Here is an 18,605-nt window from a genome sequence, read left to right on the forward strand (position 1 = left end):
GCGCCGATATACTGGGTTCATAGACGCCCGACCGGGGCCCGGTCGCGCGCGAATCCATCATCGGAGGACTTAAAACATGAATGTCATTAGCGTAGACGGCTTAAGCAAGAGCTACGGCAAAGGAACGACTCAGGTCAACGCGCTCCAGGACGTTTCCTTCCAGGTTAACCAGGGGGAATTCGTGGCCGTCGTAGGCGCAAGCGGCTCGGGCAAGAGCACCTTGCTGCATCTGCTCGGCGGTCTGGACAAGCCCAGCGGCGGTTACGTCCACATCGACGGAGAAAATCTGTACGCGTTCAAGGAGAAAGAGCGGGCGGTGTTCCGCCGGCGCAAGATCGGATTCATTTTCCAATCATACAATCTCATTCCCGTGCTGAACGTGGAGGAAAATATCCAGCTCCCGCTTCTTCTCGACCATCGCCAGCCGGACAAAGCCTACATTAACGATCTGATCCGCACGCTGGGCTTGCACGAGAGACGGAAGCATCTGCCTTCCGAGCTGTCCGGAGGCCAGCAGCAGCGGGTCGCCATCGGCAGAGCGCTCGCCTACCGGCCGGCCATCATCCTTGCGGACGAACCTACCGGCAACCTCGACAGCGCCAACGGACGGGAAGTTATCGAGCTGCTGAAGCTCTCCGTGCGCCAATATCACCAGACCGTCATCATCATCACCCACGACATGAATATCGCCGCCGAAGCGGACCGCGTTCTCCACCTTCAAGACGGCAGACTTCAGAGCGACACTCGGAGTCTCGGGAGGGGCGTATGAGAAGCTACGGCGCGATGGCGGGAAAATATTTGAAGCAGCAGCGCAAGCGGACGATTCTGACGATCGTCGGCATCGTTCTGTCCGTCGCCCTCATCAGCGCGCTCGGGACGATGGGTCAGACGCTCAAGGACAATCTGATCCAGAACACGAAGTACCAGGACGGGGCCTTCTACTTCGGCTACGACGAGCCGACCCCCGAACTCTACGACTCCCTGCGCAAGCATGTGCTCGTCGATCAGTTGGGCTACTACAGGGCCGGGGAACCCCGTCCGTTGGACAACTCGGTCGACGTAACGATAGCTGAAGCGGACGGAGACGCCTTGCAATTGTTCCCGATTCATCTGTACAAGGGACGGCTGCCGGCAGCTCCGGACGAGCTTGCGGTTGAGCAGTGGATCTTGGAGCGGCTGCCGGGAAGCCCTGGGCTGAACGGCTCGACGCAGCTGACCGGACCCGGCGGAGAGCCGCGCGATTACCGTATCGTCGGCATTCTCAACAACGACAAGATCAGTCAAGTCAACGGAGATTCGTTGGCCTTCACGCTGGCGGACCCGGCGAACATGCGCATCGACGCGGAAGCGATCCTGCTCCTGACGCTGAAGTCCGGCGTGGATATCAGCGATCAGATCGACGACTTCACCAAGCTGAACTCCAGTCTGTTCACGAACAACACCTTGCTCGCCTATATGGGAGAGTCCGGGGACGACAATCTGAACACGGCGCTCGCCGTCATTTTCGGAACGTTGATCGGTCTGGTCGTGCTGTCTACGGTCGCCGTCATCTATAACGCCTTCCATATCGCGGTGCTGGAACGCGTCCGCCAGTTCGGCCTGCTCCGCACGCTTGGAGCCACACCTGCGCAGATTCGCAATCTGGTGCTGCGGGAAGCGACCGTGCTCTCCACGATCGGCGTTCCCGTCGGCTTGCTGGTCGGATGGTTCGGATTATGGTGCGCGCTGTGGCTCATGACGCAAGTCGGGTTGAAAATTCTCATGATGGAGACGTTCGAGCTGACGTTCCACTGGTGGATCTTCGCGGGCAGCTTCGCGATCGGCTATGTTTCCGTCTATCTGGCCGCTTGGCTCCCGGCGCGCAAAGCATCGAGCGTCTCACCGGTCGACGCCGCGAAGGGCGCGGGCGGCATCGTCCGGGAAACTTATCGGCGAGCGCGGATTCCTTCCCTGCTGAGCCTCGCCGGAGTGGAAGGTCGCATGGCTTCGAACAACATTCGCCGCAACCGGACGAAGTTCCGGATTACGACTTTCTCGATCGTCATCAGCATTATGCTGTTTATCGTGTTTCACTATTTTACCCAGCAGATGTTGACCATGACGACCACGACGAACGAAGCCGATCGAATCGCGTTCGGGCTTACCCGGGCCGCTGTTGCGGACGAGAGCGGGAACGCTCCTGCTCCCGGAGAGCTGATTCCGGACGAGCTGGTCGAAGAGATCGGCGCGTTGCCCGGAGTAGAGAACGTCTACGGAGTATATCCCAGTATCACCTTTCCTTCGCTCGTTCCGGAAACGAAGCTGAACGGCGATATTCGCACGGACACTTCCGTGAACTACGAGAAAACGAACGTAGGCGGAGTGGAAAATAATCAGGTGTGGACGAGGATAGTGATTTACGACGAGGCCGGGCTCCAGCAGGCCGCCAAGTATCTGCATTCGGGAACGACCGATCCCGGTAAGCTGGCGGAGGCCGACAACGTGCTGCTCATTCAGACGATCAAGCCCGTTCTGAACAACGGCAAGCGGAAGATCATGGACTTGGCGCGGTATAAAGTCGGAGACAAAATTTCCGTCTGGACCAATTCCGGTACTCCCGGGGAAGAGCCGAACATCCGGGAAGTGACGGTGGCGGGCATTCTGACGGAATCCCCGTTCGATTCTCCTTATCAGGGCAGTATGCTGACGATCATCTCGGCGCAGACGACGTTCGCCAAGCTGCTTGACGAGGCCGCCGGCGAGTATCCCCCGTCCGAGTACAACGCCGAGAGGCGCGGCCTGGAGATTGCGCTTCAGGACGGCGCAGACGCGGAGCCGATTCGCACGAAGCTGCAAGACATTGCGCGCTCCCATCCGGGAAGCAGCCTGAACGATTATGCCGAGCACCAGAAGGAGACGCGCAACTTCAACTTACAGATGCGAATCTTCGTCTACGGCTTCCTGGTCGTCATCGGCGTCATCGGCAGCCTCAACATCGTCAACACCGTGCAGACGAACCTGCTCCTGCGCCGCCGAGAGATTGGCCTGCTGCAGGCGGTCGGCATGACGATGGGACAGATCCGGAAGATGGCCACCTCGGAAGGCGTCTGGTTCGGCGTCATCGGCAGCTTCTGGGGCATTCTGCTTGGCGTCCTGATGAGCAGCTTCCTTCACAAGCAGCTGAACAACGTGCAGGGCTTTCCGTTCCAATTCCCTTGGGGAGCCTCGCTGATCGCCTGCGCCGCCGCCCTGATCGTCGGCCTGATCTCGGTCCAAGGGCCGCTTAGGAAGATGGAGAAGGCGAACCTGCTCGAAGAATTGCGGGAAGAAGCATAGGCGCGTTGGCGCAAGCAAAAAGGCGACCCCTTGTTCGTTCTCCTCATACGGAGAATCGCAAGGGATCGCCTTTTTATTCGTCGGCTTCGGCTTTGGCCGGGCCGCAGGACTCGCGCACGACCAGCTCCGTCGGCACAATCGCTTCCGGCGGAGCCAGCGTCTCGTCGGTAATAAGCTCGTCCAGCAGCTCGATCGATCTCCGTCCGATCGTCATCATATCCTGGCGCACTGTCGTAAGCGCAGGCTTCACGTAACCGGCCAGCTCGATGTCGTCGAACCCCAGCACCGAGATATCCTCCGGCACGGACAGTCCCGCTTCCCGGATCGACTCGATCGCCCCAATGGCGCTCATATCCGAGCAGCAGACGACGGCCGTCGGCGGCTCCGGCAAAGCCAGCAGCCTCCTCATCGCCGCGTATCCCGCCTCGCGGGTGAAATCCCCTTCGGCCGCGTATTCCTCGCGATATGGAATTCCCGCCTGCGCCAAACCCGCTCTGAACCCTTCGAATCGGTGCACATTTACGTAAGAATCTTTGTTGCCGCTAATATACCCCACTCTGCGATGATTCAGATCGGCCAAGTAAGCGACCGCACGTTCCGTTGCCTCCCGGTTATCCGAGGTGATATATCCGGCGCGGCCTTCGCGGATGTCCAGATCGATGAACACGGCGGGAATGCCGGATTCGATCAGCTCTCCGAAATCCGTGTTTTCATGCTGGAAGCCGAAGACGACGACTCCCTCGACGTTGCGGCTCTGGCAATGCCGCACGAAGCTGTACTCCTTGCTCCAGGACACCTGCGCCAGATAGATCAGATCGTAGCCTCTCGTCTGCAGAGCCTGCTCCATCCCCGCCACTATACGCGTAAAGAAAGGATGCGCCAGTCCCGTCGTCAGGAAAATCCCGATCGTCATCGAACGGCGGCCCACCAGCGACCGGGCGGCCAGATTCGGCCGGAACTGCAGCTCCTTCACATACTTCAACACTTTCTGCTTCGTCTGCTCGTTGACCGTCGTATAGCCGTTTAACACTTTGGACACGGTCGCCACCGACACTCCGGCCGCTTTCGCCACATCCCGTATGTTGGTCGCCATTCTCCGTCCCCCCGCGTCTCCGCCAATCTATCTCTTGATGTTACCATAAGGCCGGCGGATGTTTCTACAGGCTGCGGGCTGCATTCCGTATGGAAGTGCAACCAATAAATTGTCGTCCATTCTTCGCATGGCAGCGCTCCGTAATCGGACATGAGAGCCTTCCGTAAGATAATCGTTACTTAGCGTAATGCCGATATAGATTTGCGTTATCGTTGCTAACGAAACGCAAGGGAAGCTAGAATAGGGAGCATGCGGGGACGATTCGATTACGACTACAGGCTTAGGGGGCGGTCGCTTGAACGGCATTCGGCGATTTTACGGACAATTGGGCATTACTCATCTGTTGATGATCAGCTTTATATTTATTTCTACAGTACCGGTTATCTCGACTTCCCTCGCGACTTATATGAAAAGCAAAGAAATCATTCATTCCAATACATCGCAGTATATTATTCAGACGCTTAAGCAGACGAACGGAGAAATGGAGCTGAAGCTGGAGCAATTTAATAACGACGCTTCGTTCCTGATCAATCCTACCGTACAGCAATTACTGAACAAACAAACGGCGGAAAATATCTCTTACGAAGATAAGAAGGCGCTTTCAAAGGAAGTTGCTAGATACAACGTTTTGTCTCCCAAGATGTCGGATGTGCTGGTCTACTCCAATACGGGGCATTTTATCATCGGCCTGTCCCAGAACGCCCCGGAAATGTCGGACGGATTGATCCGGCAAGCGACAAATCTGAACGGAAGAGTATACTGGAGCTCCAACGCCAGCACCGGAGAACGGAATACGTTGATTCAGGGAACCCGCTTGATCAAAAACATGCTCGGACCCGCGCTGACCGCTATCGGTTTCCTCACTTTCCATATGCCCGAAGAGATCGTCTACGATTCGATCAAGGACTTGCGTCTTGGTCAGACCGGGCAAGCGATCATCCTGGACGACAGAGGCGTCGTTATCTCCGGTCAGGACCGTCAATGGATCGGCCGTCAGCTCGGGGACGGCATTCTGAATCAAGTGCTTCATACCCGCGAAGGCGCGTTTGTCGGCGCCATCGAAGGCCAGACCTACTTCATGGCCTTCCACACCTCGGCGTTAACCGGATGGAAGACGGTCGGGCTAGTGCCGATCGAGGAGATGACCCCGGGGCTGCCGAACGTCTTCAAGAGCAGCATCGCCTATCAGTCGATATGGATTCTCGTCGGCATAGCGCTCTCCCTTCTTATTACGCGCAGCGTCGCCAATCCGATCAAGAAGCTGATTCGCGCCATGCGCGGCGTTGAGAATGGGGATTTCGACGTACAGATCGATCTCGCCGGCAACAAGGAAACGATGATCTTAAGCCGGCATTTCAACAAGATGACCTACCGGTTGAAGGAACTAATCGTGCGAGTGTACGAAGAAGAACTCAAAGAGAAGAGCGCTCAGCTCCGTGCGCTTCAGGCCCAGATCAATCCCCACTTCCTGTACAATACGCTGGACACAATCTACTGGAAGCTGTATTTGCACGGTGAAGAGAAGATCGGGGATTTGATCGTCTCGATGTCCAACATGCTTAGGTACAGTATCAGCAAATCCGGTCCGGTCGTTACTCTGAAAGACGAATTGGACAACCTGCAAAATTATATTTTGATCCAGACGGCCCGCTACGGAGACCGAATCTCATTCGAATTCGACATCGACCACTCGCTGAACGGCAACCGCGCGCTCAAACTCATCTTGCAGCCAGCCGTAGAAAACGCCATTATTCACGGCGTCGAAAACTCCGGAAGGCCGGGTCTTATCCGAATTCGCGCATACCGCGCAGATCGGGAATGCCGCTTGGAAATTATCGATAACGGCGTCGGCATCGACAAAGACAAATTGGCGGAATATCGGGAACGCGGACAGATCGGAGAAGGCTTGGGGATGCAAAACGTGGAAGAACGGATAAGACTGACTTTCGGGGACACATACGGCATGACGATTGAGAGCGAACAAGGCGTCGGAACGTCCATCCTGTACAGACTGCCGCTTCAAATTACCGACGAAGTAAGGAGAGATCGCGTTGACGTATAAAATCTTGATCGTAGATGACGAAATGACGATAAGAATGGGACTTAAAGCGATGGTAAGCAAGCTGGACAATTGGCAGTGGGTCGGCGAAGCTTCAAACGGCATTCAAGCGATCGAAATGATTCGGCAATGCCGTCCGGATCTGATTCTATCGGATATCCGCATGCCTCAAATGGACGGAATCGCCATGTTGGAGCAAATTCGCAGCATCGGCTCCGACTCCCTGCTCATATTCCTAACCGGCTACCCCGATTTCACTTATGCCCAGAAAGCCATTCGATACGGAGCTTTCGATTACTTGCTGAAGCCGATGCGGGCGGCGGAAATTATGGACGTCCTGCGTAAGGCTGAAAATCAGATCGCACAGAAACAAAGGGGCGGCGCCGAACCCGGGCGAACTGCTTCCGATGCAGAAGAGAGCGAGTCCGCGAATCGGATTCGAACCGTCCTCTACGGGGGTAGTTGGGAAGCGGACCATCCAAGCTTGTCGATCTTCCGCGAGTGCGCTTTCGTTACAGCCGTCAACCTCTGTGCGGATATCCCCCTTGCGAACGAAGAGGACTTCGGGGAAATGCACGAACGGATGAGCCGGCGGCACACCGTGTACAAAGCGCTGAAGGAGGGGCGGCACGACTGGATCGTCCTGATCGGCTGGAAAGACGGGGACGACGTCAATCGGCGGCTTCGGGAGCTTGCTATAGAAATGGTGGCGCCGTATTTAAGCCGATTCGGCCCCGTGCAGTGGAAAATCGGGGTCGGCCGCCTTCTTCCCGCCGATCAAGCGAGCTTGTCCTACGATCAGTGCAAATTCGCGGCCACGTTGGCCAATCCGGAGAAAAGAGTGGTTTACTACGATGAAATATCCGGTGACGATCCGAACTTGCTGGTTGTACCGATCGAGCTGGAATTTGCGATGATCAAGAGTATCAAGAAAGGCGACAAGTCGGAGGCCCTCTCCCTGTTCGCAAATCTGCAAACCTACTACAAGCGGATGATTCTTTCCCAATTGAGCAAACACGCGTTGCATTTGCAGCTTAGGCTTCAAGCCTCGCTCTCGTTCCTCGGTGAATCAGATGCGGACAAAGTCTTGATGACCGGCGCGTCGCCTTCCAGCCATCAAGACATCCTGGACAGGCTGCTCGCTGCGATCAACCATTACGCGGACCGGGCCTCCAAATATTGGGTTGCCCGGGTCAATCACACGGTCAGGCGCGTTATCGGTATCGTTCACGATCGATACTTCTCGGACCTGAAACTGGGCGATATCGCCCTGGAATTAGGCGTGAACTCCAGTTATCTCAGCACGCTCTTCAAACAAGAGACGGGCATGTTGTTTACGGAATATTTAAGCCGTTACCGGATGGACAAGTCACTCTCGTTATTGCAAAATCCTTTGAAGAAGATATATGAAGTGGCGCAAGACATTGGTTATGCCGATGGCCGGCACTTCAGCCAGATTTTCCGCAAAACTTACGGAATGACGCCTTTGGACTTCCGCAACCGAAACGGCGTCGCCGTTGATCTCGATAAATCTGATTCTTTGTTGTGAAATCCAAAATCAACGAACATTATCCAAGATTGGCCTTATTTTTCGCGACGAGCCGCGCTGGTAAACTAAAGCGTGCAAGGGCTTACATCGACGAAAAGGGGGCAATGAAGTGAGTACTTTAACGCGGCGAAGGTTGAAGGATAACGCCTGGGCGTATCTGTTCATCGCGCCGCAAATGCTTGGATTAATCTTGTTCATCGTCGGTCCCGTCTTATTCGCATTCGGCATCAGCTTTATGAGATGGGATATCGGCACATCGCCCGTGTGGATCGGTTTTGCCAATTACAGCAAACAAATGACGGATCCGGTTTTCTGGAAAGTGCTTCGGAATACGGGGTTGTTCGCGCTTCTGCACATTCCGCTTACGGTGGTCGGTTCTCTCGCGCTGGCCCTCTTGCTTAACCGGAATTTACGGGGCAAAATGATTTTCCGCGCCGTCTACTTCACTCCGGTCGTTACTTCGGCGGTTGCGGTGGCCTTGGTCTGGACCTGGCTGTACAATCCGAATTACGGCTTGATCAATTCCGCCTTGTCGTCCGTCGGCATTCAAGGGCCGGGATGGCTGACGGATATGAACTGGGCTCTTCCCTCGATTGTGATTATGACCGTCTGGCAAGCGCTGGGCTATAACATGATTCTTTTCCTGGCCGGCTTGCAGGGCGTGCCCTCGCATTTATACGAAGCGGCCAAAATCGACGGAGCGAGCAGTTGGCAACGTCTTCTCAAAATCACGCTGCCGATGATCTCGCCGACTACGTTCTTCGTCGTGATCATGCTCCTGATCGGTTCGATGCAGGTTTTCTCAGAGCCGTACATGATGACCAGGGGCGGGCCTGCGGACGCCACGAACGTCGTGGTCCTGCATATTTTTAACACGGCATTCCAGTTTTTTAGAATGGGCGAAGCTTCGGCGATCTCTTTCATTCTGTTTGTCATCATTCTCGTCATTACGCTGATCCAGTTCAAGTTCTCGAAGTGGGTGAACTACGATGTCTAGCTCTCGAAAATTCCCGCTTTCGACGATTCCGATCTACGTCTTGCTGGTCATCGGCGCCGGAGTTATGATCCTGCCGTTTCTGTGGATGATCTCCACCTCGCTTAAGGGCCAAGGTTCGATGTTCGATTATCCTCCTCGGCTGATTCCCCGGCCGGTGCAGTGGGACAACTATTACAGAGCGTGGACGACGCTCCCCGTCGGCTTGGCTTACTTGAACAGCCTGAAAATTGCGCTGCTCGTTACGGCCGGCAGTCTGCTCACAAGTTCGATGGCGGGTTACGCGTTTGCCAAAATGAAATTTCTCGCCAAGCAGCCGCTGTTCGTCGTTCTGCTTATGACGATGATGATCCCGGGCCAAGTCACTCTGATTCCGATGTTCATGTGGTTCAGCCAGATCAATTGGGTCGATACCCACTGGCCCCTGATTCTGCCCCCTATCTTGAGCAACGCATTCGGCGTATTCCTTCTACGGCAATTTATGGCCGCTATTCCTAATGAGCTTGAAGATGCGGGCAAGATAGACGGCTTGAATCCCTGGCAATCGTATTGGAAGATCATGCTGCCGAATTGTAAACCTGCGCTGGCCGCGCTTGGCATTTTCACCTTCATGGGCAACTGGAACAATTTCCTGACCCCGTTAATCTACCTTAACGATCAGAACAAGTTCACGCTGCCGTTGATTATCTCTTCGTTCAAGGGATTGTACACGACGGACTGGCCCTTGCTGATGGCCGCCTCCTGCATCTCGCTCGTTCCCGTCCTGATCGTCTACCTGTTTGCTCAACGCTATTTCATCGAAGGCATTACGTTAAGCGGCTTAAAAGGATAAATCCAACAGTGAAAAGGGGTATTGACGCATGTCCAAATTATCGTTAAAAATCGCTGCCGTCAGCCTGATTGCTTCGCTCGTACTCTCGGGCTGCTCTTCGAACGGCTCCTCCGGCAGTTCGTCAGGCTCAAGCCCCGGAGAGGGCTCCGGAGAGAAGGTGACGCTTCGCATGTCGATCGTTGCCGGGGCGGATGAAATGCCCGGCTGGCAAGGCATGGTGGACGCCTTCAATAATGCCCATCCCGATACGGAAATCAAATTGGAGAGATTGCCGGGCGGCTGGGGCGAATACGTCCAGAAAATGACGGCCCAGATCGCTGCCGGAGACCCGCCGGATATCGGCAGGCTGGGCGTCGTCTACATGCCGATGTTCTCTTCCAAAGGCCAGCTCGAAGACCTCACGCCGCACTTGGGCAACTTCGATAAGAGCCAATACTACGCTTCGGCATTGGAGCAATACGACCAGAACGGTCAAATGTTCGGTATGCCGACCGGCGTCTATACGATGGCGATGTATTATAATAAAGACATGTTCGAAGAAGCCGGTATCCCGCTGCCTTCCTCCGACTGGAACGAGGCCTGGACTTTCGACGAGTTGAGAGAAGCCGCCTCGAAGCTGACGAAGGGGGAAGGACCGAACAAGCAATACGGCGTTTACGTCAATCTGAACCCGGAACGGGCGATCCAGTATTTATGGTCTAACGGCGGCGGCATTCTTAACGAGGATAGATCCAAATCTATTATTAACGCCCCCGAATCCAAAGAAGCGCTGTCCTACCTGCAAAGCTTGATCCAGGACGGATACTCCCCGACGCCGGCGGACACTCAGACGACTCCGGTCGATCAACTGTTCCAATCCGGCAAACTGGGCATGCTGATCGAAGGGACCTGGATGATGCCGGGGTTTAGCAAGATCGACAGCTTCGAATGGGGAGTCGCCCCGATTCCGGTCGGCGCTACCGGCCAGCCGGCCACGCCGAACTTTGTCGACGCCTATGTGGTGTACAAAGGATCCAAACACGTCAAAGAGGCGACCGAGGCGCTCAAGTTCTTTGTATCAGAAGAAGCGGAGAACATTCTGGTCGACAACAATATTGGAGGCATCCCGGTGCTGAAATCTGTGGCCGATGCAAGAAAAGTGGACATGTTCGAAGCACTGTCGCTGGAAGAAAAGGAAGTATGGTTCCAGTCTGTAGAAATATCCCAAGCGCTGCCTTTCACGTCCAACTGGCAGGAGTTGATGGACACAACGATGAAGAAGCTCGATCTGGTCGGCTTCGGCAGACTCGATGCCGGTCAAGCGGCGGACGAACTGGCCGTCGAGCTGGACAAAATGCTCGAATAGCAACAACCGGTCGGCGATAGCCGGTCCGGGAGAAGGAGAGGAGCCCGACACATGCAGTTCAAGATCGCGAACCGCCCTCCTTTAGCTCCGACGCCCTTTACGGAGTTGCCTCTCGGCGCCGTAAAACCCGCGGGTTGGCTCAAGGATCAGATGGAAATTCAAGCCGCCGGCATGACGGGGCATCTGGACGAATTCTGGCCGTACGTCGGTCCGGACAGCGGCTGGCTCGGAGGAGACGGCGACGGATGGGAAAGAGGGCCCTACTATTTGGACGGCTTGCTGCCGCTCGCCTATCTGCTCGAAGACGCCAGACTGATCGACAAGGTCAGGCCCTGGATCGAGTGGACATTAAACAGCTCGCAGATCAGCGGTCAATTCGGCCCCGTCTCGGCGGACGGTCGGTACGGCCCCGCTTCCAGAGGCGATTGGTGGAGCCGGATGATCATGCTGAAAGTCCTTATCCAGCATGCGGAGTATACCAGGGACGAACGCGTTGTTCCGTTCATGACGCGCTACTTCAAATATCAGCTGGAACACTTGCCCGACCGTCCTCTTCAGGAATGGGCCAGCGCCCGAGGCGGAGAAAACCTGATCAGCCTCCAATGGCTGTACAACCGAACCGGAGAGCCCTTCCTGCTTGAACTCGCGAACCTCATCACCGAACAAACGATCGACTGGACGGCTCTCTACGAGGACTATCCGTTCTGGTACAGGCAGGAACGCTTCGATCCGCGAGTGCATGTCGTTAACGTCGCAATGTCATTCAAGCAACCGGCCTTGTCTTATCTTCATACTATGGATGAGAAGCAATTGAATGCCGCGTATCGGGGAATTGCCGACGTCATGACTTTTCATGGACAAGTCAGCGGGGTATTCTCGGGAGACGAATGGCTTGCGGGCCCCCATCCGAGCCAAGGCACGGAATTGTGCGCCGTCGTAGAGTACATGTATTCGTTGGAGCATCTCGTTCGGATTACCGGGGACGGCCACTTCGGAGACTTGCTGGAGAAAGTCGCCTACAATGCCCTTCCTGCCGCGATCAGCCCGGATTGGCACGTTCACCAGTACGACCAGCAAGCGAACCAAATCTTGTGCACGCACGCCAAGCGCAACTGGACGGAAAACAATAATGAAGCGAATCTATTCGGCGTCGAGCCTCACTTCGGCTGCTGCACGGCGAATATGCACCAAGGCTGGCCGAAATTCGCGGCCAGACTATGGATGGCCTCGGAAGACAACGGATTGGCGGCGATCGTCTATGCGCCATGCGTCGTTCGAACGATGGTGGGGGACGGCGTCAAGGCCTCCGTTCATGTGTCGACCGACTATCCTTTCCGGGATACCGTTAAGATGAAGCTAGGTCTAAGCCACACGACGGAGTTTCCAATGCGCTTGCGCATTCCAGGCTGGTGCAAAAGCCCGATTCTGACGGTTAACGGCGAGAGAGCCGATCTGGTCGTCGTCAAAGGCTTTGCTTCGCTCGTCCGCGTCTGGGGGGACGGCGACGAGCTCGTGCTTCGGCTGCCAATGACCGTGCGGACGGTAACCCGGGCCAACGGGGCGGTCGGCGTTCAGCGGGGGCCGCTCATGTATGCGATTCCGATCAAGGAACGTTGGCAGAAGCACCGCACCTACGAGCCGTATCACGACTGGGAAATCTATCCTGAATCTCCGTGGAACTACGGTCTGGTCGCCGGCGATCTGCAATCCGTCCGGATTACGGAATCCGACTCCATTTCGCGACAGCCTTTCGAAGCGAATCACGCGCCCGTTCGTCTGACAGTGACAGGCAGACGGCTTCCACAATGGACGATGGAGATGAATTCGGCGGGGACGCCTCCAGCCTCGCCGGCGATCAGCCATGAGCCGGATGAAGACGTCGAATTGATTCCTTACGGTTGCGCTCGGCTGAGAATTGCCGAGATGCCCGTAGTATTCCCGCCAATTAGGTCATGAAACCGAAAGCTCGTTCGACTTCCGGAAACGGAGGAGGAACGAGTTTTCGTGATTTTATCGTCTATACGAGATGCAGAGGGATGTTGCGGCGATTGAAATACTCTGATGTTATTGCATTCGACGCGAATGCCTATCCTACTCCCTCTTTTAGCGAATTCTTCGAATTGTCGGCCCTTGGCTTTGCTCTTGCCCGGTTACGTACGCATCGTTATACTATACTTCATAACTCGGATTAGTAGGCTATAACCAAGGAGACGAATTCCATGACACAATCCCTTATCGCGCAATGGCATCGGGAGATCGACGACAAGCTCGGCGATCGGATCATCGGCTGGCGCAGATATTTGCATCAGCGGCCCGAGCTTTCCTTCGAGGAGAAGCATACTCCCGCCTTTATCGCTGCCGAGCTGAATAAGCTAGGGCTTGAAGTACGCACGGACGTTGGCGGCGGAGGCGTGGTCGGCTTGCTGCGCGGCGGACGGCCGGGTCCGACGATCGCGCTGAGAGCCGACTTCGACGCGCTTCCGATCCAGGATGAGAAAGAAGTCGAATACGCGTCCACCGTTCCCGGAGTCATGCACGCCTGCGGACACGACGGGCATACCTCCTCGCTGCTCGGCGTCGCGTCGCTGCTTAGCGAGCAGCGGGATTCGCTGAACGGATCGATCGTGTTCCTGTTCCAGCATGCGGAGGAGAAGCCGCCGGGCGGCGCTCAAGCGATGGTCGCCGACGGCTGCCTGGACGGGGTCGACGCCGTGTACGGCATCCACTTGGCCACCGAGCTGCCCGTCGGCCAATTCGGCCTATGCGACGGTACCTTCATGGCGGCGGTAGACGCCTTTACCCTCCATGTCGAAGGCAAGGGCGGTCACGCCGCGCGCCCGCATGAATCGGTCGATTCCATCGTGATCGCCTCCGAGCTCGTCGGGAAGCTGCAGCAGATCGTCAGCCGCAGAGTCAGTCCGCTGCAGCCGGCCGTCGTGAGCATCGGCAAAATCCAGGGCGGCACCGCCTTTAACGTCATCGCCGGCCGAACGCTGCTCGAAGGGACGGTCCGTACGTTCGATCCCCAAGCCAGAACGTTGATCGAACAGGAGATCAGGGCCATCGCCGAGGGAGTTGCCCTCTCCTCCCATGCGTCCATCCGCATCGACTATACGAACGGTTATCCGTCGCTGGTCAATCATTCCGCGGAAACCTCCATCGCTCGGAAAGCGATCTCCGATACGCTGCCGGACGCCGTCATCGTAGATTTGGAGAAGCGCATGGGGGCCGAAGATTTCGCTTACTATTTGCAACATAAGCCGGGAACCTTTTTGTACGTTGGCGCAAGAGGAGAGGATGAGCGGACCCACTTCCCGCACCACCACCCCCGCTTCGATATTGACGAGCGCGCGCTCGTGCTGTCGGCCAAAGCCTTCCTGAGCATTGTCGGACATTATTTGATCGATCGTTCATAAGCGCTTCTTGGGGCTGTCTCATAAAATAGAGGCGTACAAGATTATCGACGAAAAAGAAGGACGTCTATCTCCTGGAGACTGCCTCATACGGTCCTGAAATCGCCCTGTGACGGGTCTGCTGGTTTCAGGAAACGCTTTGGGGCCCCCGCAAAGTAATCGGAATAAGCTGCGAAGCTTAACGTCACTTTGTGGGGTATCTCGCATCGGAAGGAGATAGATGCCCATTCCCCTGTATCCATCGATAATCGTTCGGTACGCCTTTTTTACTTATGAGACAACCCTGCCGATGGACCCTTGTTTTTCCTTTTGGCATTCGCTAAAATAAGAACAAACGTTCTTGTTTGGAGAGTGGTCTCTTGTGGTTAATCCATCGGTTATCGATAAGTGCGTCGGACGGAAGGTCGATCTGATCTACGTAGACACGAGCGGCAAGTTCACGATGCGCCGGGTCGATCTGTTCTCGGTTCGCAACGGCAAGGCTCGCGTATACGACGTCCGGAAGCGCGGATTCCGCACGCTGGTCGTCGACCGGATTCTGGCGGTCCAGACTTGCTCCTCGGCCGGAAGCTAAAGAAAACCGCGCATAGGCGCGGTTCTTCGGCAGTCGTACATGCGGGGCGGCGGCCAACACGACTCGCAACGCCGACGATACATCACTTGCCCAGACGCCGTATCCCCGCTTCGATCTCCTCGGCGTTTAACTCGCCGAAACCGATAATAAAGCAGTTCTCGTACATTTGACGGGTTTCCGGCGAGCAATGAACCGTGACGGGCTCCACGCGGACGCCTGCTCGCACAGCCTTCTCTTGAAACTCGGCCCCGTCGCCCCCTGTCAGCTTCAACACGATATGCAGCCCCGCGTTCCGCCCGACGACAGTCGCGCTGTCGCCCAGATTATTGCGGATGGACTCGATCAGCACCGCGTATTTCTTCTGGTAAACCCGCCGCATTTTTCTGACGTGCTTCTCGAAGTGGCCTTCCTTCATAAATAACTGCAGCGCGTGCTGAATGAGCGGAGAGACCGACTGGTTGTATTGGGCAAGCTTTACCTGGAACGATCCCGTCAGAGCGCGGGGAACAACCAGATAGCTCAGCCGGACGGACGGCAGAAACACCTTCGACAAAGTCCCCATATAGATCACCCGATCCTGCCGGTCGATCGCCTTCATCGCCGGGATCGGATCGCCGGAATACCGAAATTCGCTGTCGTAATCGTCCTCGACAATGTATCCGTTGCGCTTCTCGGCCCATTCCAACAGCTCGTTTCTCCTCTGAACCCCCATTACCATTCCCATCGGAAACTGATGCGAAGGCGTCACATAGACCAATTTGGCGGAGGACTCCGTCAAAGGCGCGATCCTGATTCCCCCGGAATCGAGAGGAATCTCGTCTATTGTGCAGTTGTGATCAACGAATACGGCGCGAGCGCCGCGCCAGCCGGGGTTCTCCATCGCAACGGCGCGCCCGGAGATCGCCAGAAACCGGCACAACAGGCCGAGAGAATGCTGCGACCCCGCGGTAATGCAGATTTGATCGGGCGAGCAGTCAATGCCCCTCGATTGGAACAAATAAGCGGCAAGCTCCTCCCTCAGTTCGTCGTCGCCCAAGGCGTTGCCGTAGCCTAGCGAATTTTTGACGGTCGAATGCAGGGCGGTCACGAGACATCTGCGCCAAGCCGAGACGGGGAACGATCTCGTATCGATTCCCCCGGACACGAAGTTATACGGCACGAGGCTGTCGCCGGAATGCGCCTGCCTGGAGCGATTCCGACTCAGACGGTCGGGAATGGGTGCGGTCGACGGTTCGGCGCTGTACAGAACGTACAGGCCGCTTCTGCTGCGGCTCTCGGCATATCCTTCCGATATGAGCTGCTGGTAAGCGACGCTTACCGTATTTTTGCTGATGGCCAAATAACTCGCCATCTCGCGAACGGACGGCAATCTGTCGCCTTCTTTCAAGCGTCCCGAAGCTATCTCCTGTTTGACATATCGATAGAGCTGAACGTACACGGGAATTCCGGATTGCCTGTCGAGGAACGGAGTCAAGCTGATCATTTTCCACACCAACTGTCCCAATAAAATAGTGTCGTTCTGTCCCTCAACGCAGGGACATATTTCGATTATGATTGATTCTACCATAGACGAGAATCTCCAACATCCGGAGAAATAGAAGGAGCTGAAAGAAAATGTCGGCCATTCGAGTCCGCAATTTGTCCAAATCATTCAAGAGGCCCATTCGAACGTCCGGGCTGCGAGGGGCGATTCAGGATCTGCTGCATCGACGTTACGAAGAGAAGAAAGCCGTCGACGACCTCTCGTTCGACATCCCGCAGGGCGAAATCGTCGGCTACCTCGGCCCCAACGGCGCAGGCAAGTCGACTTCCATTAAAATGCTGGTCGGAATTCTCGTTCCGACGTCAGGCGACGTGACGATCAACGGTCTTGTTCCCTACAGAAACCGGGCCGCCACCGCCAGAGGGATCGGCGTCGTATTCGGCCAACGCTCTCAGCTGTGGTGGGATATTCCCGTATCGGAGACGTTCCAGCTGATGAAGTACATGTACAAAATTCCTGATAACCGCTACAAGCGTAATATCGAACTGTTCGCGGACGTTCTCGGCATTCAGGAGTTCATGCATGTCGCCGTTCGCCAGCTCAGCCTGGGCCAGCGCATGCGGGCCGACTTGTGCGCAGCCTTGCTGCATAACCCTTCCATCGTATTTCTGGACGAGCCTACGATCGGGCTGGATGTGGTCGTGAAGAAGAAAATAAGGGAGTTTCTGTTGGAGGTTAACGCGGAATACAAAACGACGATTCTGCTGACCACCCACGATATGCAGGACGTGGAGAAGCTTTGCTCCCGCATTATCTTGATCAACAACGGCACGAAAGCGTTCGACGGTCCGCTGGAGCGGATGAAGACGGAATTCGGCGCAGGCGAGACGCTAAGCGTTCAAGTCGAAGGAGCGGTCGAGAACTGGGACGGTCTGAGGCTCTTGGGAGTCGGGGATTACCGCTATGATCCCGAATCGTCGACGCTTACGGTTCGATACGATAAGCGGGAATCCAATCCGGCTCAGCTGCTCTCCTGGATTATGGGCCGGGCGTCGGTCGTCGATTTTACCGTCAAGCCGCCGGAAGTGGAGGACATTATTCGGGCCATGTATACGAATCCGGCGCGGCCGGTTCTGCAGGAGGTATTATGAGGCTTTATTGTCAGATCATGCTGAACGCGGTGCAGAGCGGTACGACTTACCGGTTTCATACGTTTATTACGACGGCGAACAGACTCGTTGCCCTGCTTGTGCAATTTTTCTTATGGACGGCATTGTACGCGGGAGCTTCGGCATTAAGCGTGCCGATTACGCAGGTTTCCCTGGACGAGATGATTACGTACGCCGTATTCAGCACGATGATCTCGATGATCGTAGCGAACGAGAACATCGAAACGCTGAGCCAGAAAATCCAGACCGGCAACATCGTCACGTATTTGATCCGGCCGATCGGCTTGTTCCGTTCCTTGCTGTTCGAGACGTTGGGCACCAAAGCGTTCGCCGCGCTGTTCGAGATCATCCCGATCCTCGTCGTCGGCTACCTGTTTTTCAGTCCCGCCGAATTGCCCTTATCCCATCTGCTGAGATTCCTGATCGCCTTGTTTAACGGCTTTATGGTTTATTTTCTGCTTACGTTTCTCGTCGGGATGAGCAGCTTCTGGTATTTGCGAATCTTTCATCTAAGCTTCGTACTGACCCATCTGATCAACTTCTTCTCCGGGATCGTGATCCCGATCTGGTTTTTCCCGAAAGCTCTGTACGCGGTCACGTCATGGCTTCCGTTCGACTTGATCTATTACCATCCGTTAGCGATTCTGCTGGGCAAGGCGGACGAGTCCCAGAACCTGTTCGCGTTCGCCAAGGGAGCGGCCTGGATCGCGGTGCTGGCAGCGGCTTCCGCGATCGCCTGGATGGCGGCCAAGCGCAAAGTCGTGGTTCAGGGAGGTTAA

14 protein-coding genes are annotated in these 18,605 nt (G+C 55.8%); 12 read left to right on the forward strand and 2 right to left on the reverse strand.

Annotated elements, in window-relative coordinates; genetic code table 11:
* The first annotated feature begins 76 nt into the window (after positions 1-76).
* Positions 77-769 carry an ABC transporter ATP-binding protein gene (locus B0G52_RS31985; protein ID WP_094050498.1) on the forward strand — a complete coding sequence of 231 codons (693 nt, stop codon included), beginning with the start codon at positions 77-79 and terminating at the stop codon, positions 767-769.
* Positions 766-3,315 carry an ABC transporter permease gene (locus B0G52_RS31990; RefSeq protein WP_094050499.1) on the forward strand — a complete coding sequence of 850 codons (2,550 nt, stop codon included), beginning with the start codon at positions 766-768 and terminating at the stop codon, positions 3,313-3,315. Before B0G52_RS31985 ends, B0G52_RS31990 begins: the two co-directional genes overlap by 4 nt.
* 73 nt (positions 3,316-3,388) lie before the next feature.
* Here B0G52_RS31990 and B0G52_RS31995 read toward each other — a convergent pair whose 3' ends face one another.
* On the reverse strand, positions 3,389-4,408 hold the full coding sequence (locus B0G52_RS31995; RefSeq protein ID WP_094050500.1) for a LacI family DNA-binding transcriptional regulator: 1,020 nt from the start codon (positions 4,406-4,408) through the stop codon (positions 3,389-3,391).
* Positions 4,409-4,703: 295 nt separating this feature from the next.
* Here B0G52_RS31995 and B0G52_RS32000 point away from each other — a divergent pair, with 295 nt between their 5' ends.
* The 8 genes from B0G52_RS32000 (at position 4,704) to B0G52_RS32035 (ending at position 15,174) form a co-directional block, all read left to right on the forward strand.
* Positions 4,704-6,470 (forward strand): cache domain-containing sensor histidine kinase, encoded by a 1,767-nt coding sequence (locus tag B0G52_RS32000; protein WP_094050501.1) that lies wholly within the window; start codon positions 4,704-4,706, stop codon positions 6,468-6,470.
* Positions 6,460-8,016: a response regulator transcription factor gene (locus tag B0G52_RS32005; RefSeq protein ID WP_094050502.1), complete on the forward strand. Its 1,557-nt coding sequence runs from the start codon at positions 6,460-6,462 to the stop codon at positions 8,014-8,016. Before B0G52_RS32000 ends, B0G52_RS32005 begins: the two co-directional genes overlap by 11 nt.
* 109 nt (positions 8,017-8,125) lie before the next feature.
* The gene (locus B0G52_RS32010) at positions 8,126-9,013 is read left to right on the forward strand and encodes a carbohydrate ABC transporter permease (RefSeq protein ID WP_233163271.1); all 888 of its coding nucleotides are present in this window, start codon (positions 8,126-8,128) and stop codon (positions 9,011-9,013) included.
* Entirely contained in the window at positions 9,006-9,842 is an 837-nt protein-coding gene (locus B0G52_RS32015; RefSeq protein WP_198960770.1) for a carbohydrate ABC transporter permease, read from the forward strand. Before B0G52_RS32010 ends, B0G52_RS32015 begins: the two co-directional genes overlap by 8 nt.
* Positions 9,843-9,870: 28 nt before the next feature.
* A complete protein-coding gene (locus B0G52_RS32020) occupies positions 9,871-11,187 on the forward strand; it encodes an ABC transporter substrate-binding protein (protein WP_094050503.1) in 1,317 nt (438 codons plus the stop codon).
* A 51-nt stretch (positions 11,188-11,238) separates the two neighbouring features.
* Positions 11,239-13,143: a beta-L-arabinofuranosidase domain-containing protein gene (locus B0G52_RS32025; RefSeq protein WP_094050504.1), complete on the forward strand. Its 1,905-nt coding sequence runs from the start codon at positions 11,239-11,241 to the stop codon at positions 13,141-13,143.
* A 263-nt stretch (positions 13,144-13,406) separates the two neighbouring features.
* A complete protein-coding gene (locus tag B0G52_RS32030) occupies positions 13,407-14,603 on the forward strand; it encodes an amidohydrolase (RefSeq protein WP_094050505.1) in 1,197 nt (398 codons plus the stop codon).
* Between the two features lie 358 nt (positions 14,604-14,961).
* Positions 14,962-15,174 carry a hypothetical protein gene (locus tag B0G52_RS32035; RefSeq protein WP_094050506.1) on the forward strand — a complete coding sequence of 71 codons (213 nt, stop codon included), beginning with the start codon at positions 14,962-14,964 and terminating at the stop codon, positions 15,172-15,174.
* A gap of 82 nt (positions 15,175-15,256) precedes the next feature.
* On the opposite strand, the gene pdxR is transcribed toward B0G52_RS32035, so the two are convergent.
* On the reverse strand, positions 15,257-16,678 hold the full coding sequence (gene pdxR / locus B0G52_RS32040) for a MocR-like pyridoxine biosynthesis transcription factor PdxR (protein ID WP_233163273.1): 1,422 nt from the start codon (positions 16,676-16,678) through the stop codon (positions 15,257-15,259).
* A gap of 110 nt (positions 16,679-16,788) precedes the next feature.
* On the opposite strand from pdxR, the gene B0G52_RS32045 reads away from it, so the two are divergent.
* Positions 16,789-17,808: an ABC transporter ATP-binding protein gene (locus B0G52_RS32045; protein WP_094050508.1), complete on the forward strand. Its 1,020-nt coding sequence runs from the start codon at positions 16,789-16,791 to the stop codon at positions 17,806-17,808.
* A complete protein-coding gene (locus B0G52_RS32050) occupies positions 17,805-18,605 on the forward strand; it encodes an ABC transporter permease (protein ID WP_094050509.1) in 801 nt (266 codons plus the stop codon). Before B0G52_RS32045 ends, B0G52_RS32050 begins: the two co-directional genes overlap by 4 nt.

The sequence above is a fragment of the Cohnella sp. SGD-V74 genome (assembly GCF_003001675.1).
Lineage (GTDB): Bacteria > Bacillota > Bacilli > Paenibacillales > Paenibacillaceae > Cohnella.